The sequence below is a fragment of the Roseovarius halophilus (ex Wu et al. 2025) genome (assembly GCF_047086965.1).
In genome coordinates this window covers 1-3,625 of sequence record NZ_JBKOTX010000341.1, presented here as the reverse complement: position 1 = coordinate 3,625, position 3,625 = coordinate 1, and the positions used below count along the sequence as shown (strand labels likewise).

Genomic DNA, 3,625 nt, shown 5'->3' with positions numbered 1-3,625 from the left:
CTTGATGGTGGCGGCAAAGTCCGCCATCGACATCTATGTCGCGACCAAGGATCCTCATCCTGATTGACGCGCAACTCTCAGCCAGATTGTCGCGCTACACTCAACCATCCGCAGGGTCGTGTGTATCAGGCGCCCTGCGGCGCGGTGCTGGGCGATGCGCGCTGCCGGGTGGACCTGTCCGACCCGGCCTATACCACCGACGCCGACGTCACGGGTGTGGAAGGGGCCCGGGTGTTCACCTTCGCCGGGCTGGACGGTTACGAGCCCGGCTGGTTCACCCGTGGCACGCTGGAGGTGCTGACCGGCCCGGCGGCGGGCCTGCGCCAGCACATCAAGCAGGACGCGGTCGCGGGCGATGGCACGCGCAGCGTGGGCCTCTGGGCGCCGCTGGGCGCTGCGCCGGGGCCGGGCGACCGCGTGCGCCTGGTGGCGGGCTGTGACAAGCGCGCCGAAACCTGCCGCCTGAAATTCAGCAATTTCATGAACTTTCAGGGCTTTCCTCATATCCCGGGTGAAGATTGGCTGATGCGCGTCCCGCGCCGGGGCGCGGAAAATGCCGGCGGCAGTCTGCAAGGCGCCGGGCGGGGCCTGCCAACATGAGCGCACTGGCCGGGATCGCGCGGGGCTGGATCGGCACGCCCTATCACCACCAGGCCTGCCTGCGCGGGGTGGGCTGCGACTGCCTCGGCCTGATCCGGGGCGTCTGGGCCGAGCACAGTGGCACGCCCCCCGAGCCGGTGCCGCCCTACACCCCGGACTGGGCCGAGCCGCAGCGGCAAGAGATCCTGACGGATGCCCTGTCGGCCCGCCTGACCCGCAAACCGCCCGCGGCGGCGCGGCCGGGCGACGTGCTGTTGTTCCGGATGCGGCACGGCGCGGTGGCCAAGCACCTCGGGCTGCTGGTCGCCGAGGGCACGCGCCCGCGCTTCGTGCATGCCTATCAGGGCCACGGCGTGATCGAGACTGATCTCTCGCTCCCCTGGCGCAGACGGCTTGTCGCTGCCTTCGCCTTTCCCGTTCTCACCGAAAAGGAGTAAGCCATGGCCACGATCGTACTTTCCGCCGCGGGCATGGCGGCCGGCGGGGTCATCGGTGGCTCGGTCCTGGGGCTGAGTTCGGCGGTGATCGGCCGCGCGGTCGGCGCCACGCTTGGCCGGGTGATCGACCAGCGCCTTCTTGGCGCGGGCGAGGGGACGGCCATCGCCCAGTTGCACGGCCGGATGCGTATTCCCGGCCAGGTGATCTGGGCGACCGAGTTCCGCGAACATCGGACCCGCTCGGGCGCGGGCAAGGGCGGCGCGCCGCAGCCCGCGACGACAGAATACAGCTACTCCATCAGCCTCGGGATCGCGCTTTGCGAGGGCGAGGTGGCGCGCGTCGGCCGGGTCTGGGCCGACGGGCAGGAGGTCGCCCCCGAAGAGCTGAACATGCGCCTGCACCCGGGCACCCCCGACCAGCTGCCCGACCCCAAGATCGAGGCGGTCGAGGGCACGGGGCAGGCGCCGGCCTATCGCGGCACCGCCTATGTGGTGATGGAGGATCTGGCCCTGGGCCCCTTCGGCAACCGGGTGCCGCAGTTCACCTTCGAGGTGATGCGCCCCGATCAGGGCGGGGGGCCGGTTGCGGGCATCGACAGCGCGATCCGGGCGGTCTCCATGATCCCCGGCACCGGTGAATACGCCCTGGCGACCACACCGGTCTATCTCGACCACGGCTTCGGCAACCGGGCGGCGGTGAACCTCAACGCCGCCTCGGGCAAGACGGATTTCGTCACCTCTCTGGATGCCTTGCAGGAGGAGTTGCCCCACTGCGGCTCGGCCACGCTCGTGGTGTCGTGGTTCGGGGATGACCTGCGCTGCGACGCCTGCACCCTGCGCCCCAAGGTGGACCAGAAAGAGGCCGACGGCGCGGCGATTCCCTGGCGGGTCTCGGGCCTGGCGCGGGCGCAGTCGCAGGAGGTCGCCGCGCAGGATGGCGTCAAGCTTTACGGCGGCACGCCCGCCGATGCGGCGGTGATCGAGGCGATCGGCGCGCTGCGCGAGCGGGGCCTGTCGCCGGTCTTCTACCCCTTCGTTCTGATGGATCAGATCACCGGCAATACCCTGACCGACCCCTGGACCGGGGCCGAGGGCCAGCCGCATCTGCCCTGGCGCGGGCGCATCACCGCGAGCCTGGCCGATGGGCTGGACGGCAGCCCCATGGGCACGGCGCAGGCCGAGGCGCAGGTCGCGGCCTTTCTGGGCCAGGCGCAGCCGGGGGATTTCAGCGTCGCGGGCGACACCGTCAGCTATCACGGCCCCGCCGAATGGTCCTACCGCCGCATGATCCTGCATTACGCGCATCTCTGTGCGGCCGCAGGCGGCGTCGATGCCTTCCTGCTGGGCTCGGAGCTGCGCGGGCTGACACAGGTCCGCGGCGCGGTCGGCTTTCCCTTCGTCGCCGGCCTTGTGACGCTGCTGGAGGCGGTGCGCGTGGACCCCTCGGTTTACGACCGGCACCCGGTGCCGGGCAGCGCGCCGGTGTTGACGCCCCATGTCGCGCCGATCCCGGTGGAACTGATGCTGATGGACCTGCCGCTGATGCGCGGCGACGAGGGCGAGATCGCCCCCCATGCCGCCGTCAGCGGGGTGCACTGGCCGGGCAGCGTGGCGTTGCATGCTTCGGATCAGGATGCGGGCTATGCGCTGGAGCGGGTGCTGCACCACCCGGCGGTCATCGGGGTGACGCAGACCCCCATGGCGGCGGCACAGACGGGCACCTGGGACCGGGGCACGGCGCTGCGGGTGCGGCTGATCCGCGGCACGCTGGACAGCCTGAGCCCGGCCGGCGTGCTGGGCGGCGGAAATCTGGCCGCCATCGGGGATGGCGGCGCGGACAGATGGGAGCTGTTCCAGTTCGCCGAGGCCACCCTGGTGGGCGCGCGGACCTACGACCTGCGCCGGCGCTTGCGCGGGCAGGCGGGCAGCGATGGCCTGATGCCCGAGACCTGGCCCGCCGGGTCGGTCTTCGTGCTCATGGACGGGGTGCCCGAGCAGATCGCGCTGGCCCCGGCGGCGCGCGGCACCCTGCGGCACTATCGCTACGGGCCGGCGACGCGGCCGATGTCCGACCCCAGCTATCAATACCGCGCCGAGACGTTTCGCGGCAACGGGCTGCGGCCCTACCCTGTGGCGCATCTGCGCGCCGTGCCCAAGGGCGACGATCTGGCGGTCTCGTGGGTTCGGCGCACCCGGATCGAGGGCGACAGCTGGGACCAGGCGGAGGTGCCCCTGGGCGAGGCGCGCGAACGCTATCGCGTGCAGGTCCGCGCGGGCGAGACCCTGCTGCGCGAGGTCACCCGCGACAGCCCGCACTGGATCTATGATGCCGGGGCGCAGGCCAGCGACGGGGCCGGCGGCACCATCACCCTGTCGGTGGCGCAGATATCGGACCGCTACGGCCCAGGTCCGGCGCGCGATCTGACCGTCAGCCTGTGATGCGGCAACCGGGCTGGCACGACCTGGACGCCGGGGTGCGGGTGCTGTTGGCGCGCCCACGGCCCGACTGGCCCGAGGTGGCCGCGGCGCTGGTTGCGGCGGCGCATGTCTCCGACCGCATGCGCAAACGCCTGCGCCGCCCCGTGGCC

The 3,625-nt window shown here is 71.8% G+C and carries 3 protein-coding genes; all 3 read left to right on the top strand.

Going from position 1 to position 3,625, the window contains the following annotated elements; genetic code table 11:
- Window positions 1-63: 63 nt before the first annotated feature.
- From ACH107_RS30975 to ACH107_RS30965, 3 genes are read left to right on the top strand one after another with little or no spacing between them, the layout of a single operon-like run.
- Window positions 64-600 carry a DUF2163 domain-containing protein gene (locus ACH107_RS30975; protein ID WP_412509517.1) on the top strand — a complete coding sequence of 179 codons (537 nt, stop codon included), beginning with the start codon at window positions 64-66 and terminating at the stop codon, window positions 598-600.
- The gene (locus tag ACH107_RS30970) at window positions 597-1,037 is read left to right on the top strand and encodes an NlpC/P60 family protein (protein ID WP_310692114.1); all 441 of its coding nucleotides are present in this window, start codon (window positions 597-599) and stop codon (window positions 1,035-1,037) included. The genes ACH107_RS30975 and ACH107_RS30970 overlap by 4 nt, the downstream gene beginning before the upstream one ends.
- A 3-nt stretch (window positions 1,038-1,040) precedes the next feature.
- Window positions 1,041-3,476 carry a glycoside hydrolase TIM-barrel-like domain-containing protein gene (locus ACH107_RS30965; protein ID WP_412509516.1) on the top strand — a complete coding sequence of 812 codons (2,436 nt, stop codon included), beginning with the start codon at window positions 1,041-1,043 and terminating at the stop codon, window positions 3,474-3,476.
- Window positions 3,477-3,625 lie beyond the last annotated feature (149 nt).

Bases quoted from the DNA above. Each gene is read 5' to 3' on its own strand.
- ACH107_RS30965 (WP_412509516.1), top strand. From the start codon at position 1,041: ATGGCCACGATCGTACTTTCCGCCGCGGGCATGGCGGCCGGCGGGGTC.
- ACH107_RS30970 (WP_310692114.1), top strand. From the start codon at position 597: ATGAGCGCACTGGCCGGGATCGCGCGGGGCTGGATCGGCACGCCCTAT.